The 1,343-nt window shown below is 55.8% G+C and carries 2 protein-coding genes; both read right to left on the reverse strand.

The features are described 5' to 3' along the window. A partial coding sequence (locus ACFPOF_RS23970; RefSeq protein ID WP_378137436.1) for an aminopeptidase P family N-terminal domain-containing protein occupies positions 1-396 on the reverse strand: 396 nt, incomplete at its 3' end. Between the two features lie 18 nt (positions 397-414). Then, positions 415-1,343: polysaccharide deacetylase family protein (locus tag ACFPOF_RS23975; RefSeq protein ID WP_378137438.1), on the reverse strand; the 929-nt coding region annotated here is incomplete at its 5' end.

Here is a 1,343-nt window from a genome sequence, read left to right on the forward strand (position 1 = left end):
ATCGAGCAAGCTCGCTACGCCGATTTTCAGCTTCGAGCCCGTAATGCCAAGCGCCTTGAACACTTCGCGATAGGTGTTCGGCTTCAGTTCAGGATAGCTCGGGTTGGCGGATTCGCGGTATTCCATTAGCGTGAACTGCTTGTCGATTTTGCCGAAGTCGCGCGCGTACACCGAGCTTTCCGGGCCGACCATCAGCGCTGCATCGCCCGCAGGCGTAATCGCTACGCCCGCGCGTTCGAACAGCGGCCAGAAGCCGCTGAAGTAACGTGCGTTCGCATAGTCCGCTTCGTTGGAGTTGACGATCAGCACGTCCAGCCCTTTGTCCGCTACAAGCCTAGCCGCCCGTTGAATTCTTTCCTTATACTCGTGATCCGGAATATATACCCTGGCTGTCATATCGCATGTCTCCTTATCCTATTGACGAATGGTTTGCTTGCGCCACAATCCGGCGAAATCGTCCGCACGGTGGAATACCGCGCCTTTATCCTTAAGCCGGTCGATCAAAATCGAAAATTCGCTCATCGCCTTCTGCCCGCAGCCAAGCGTCAAGAACCGATCCGGCGTTACCGTCGCTTCGCCGTAGTGGTAGCTTTCCTGGATCGGAATGAACTCCCATGGGTGAAAGTAGAAGCACAGCACGACCGGCAAATTCCGCTCTTGCAGAAACTTCACGAACCCGTCAATGCGCTTCATCAGCTCGTCCGCGCTCTTCGTCCGGAACAGCGGCCACTGGTCGCGATCCCGCTCCAGACCCGGGTCGTTGCTCTGCATGACCATGTCGGCGAAGTTCGGAATCTCGACGATGTTCATGTCGCCTTCCTTCGTCCAGTCGGCTTTGCTCGGGTGGTAAGGAACGAATCTTTCCCGATAGAAGTACATCGGATAAGAAGCGTCCGATACATAGTTGAGCCGTTCCAGCGCATTCAATAATGCAGTCGATCCCCAGAGACGAGGCGCGCGGAACGATACCGGTTGATGCCCGAGCACCTGCTGCACCCATTCCGTCGCTTTCTCGATGCGCAGCGGAACTTCCTCCGGCAACAACGGCACGACGCCCGGAATCGGAAACAGCTCATCCCCTACCGTCTCATGGAACAGGGAGTGACAGCCAACCTCGTTGCCGCTCAGCTTGACGATCTCGACGCTCTCGGGATTGCGGCGGGCCGCATCTCCCGTATAATAGAAAGTTCCCTTGATTCCCTTCTTATCGAACAGCTCGACAAGCGGCGCGGTAGCGTTCTTTACGCCGTCATAATACGGCGTAAAGCTGCCCACGTCCGTTTCCATATCGAAGCCGAAAACAACGTGAATGTTATCCTTCATCTGATCTCCAACTCTTCTCC

This window comes from Cohnella soli, assembly GCF_042655525.1.
Classification (GTDB): Bacteria; Bacillota; Bacilli; order Paenibacillales; family Paenibacillaceae; genus Cohnella; species Cohnella soli.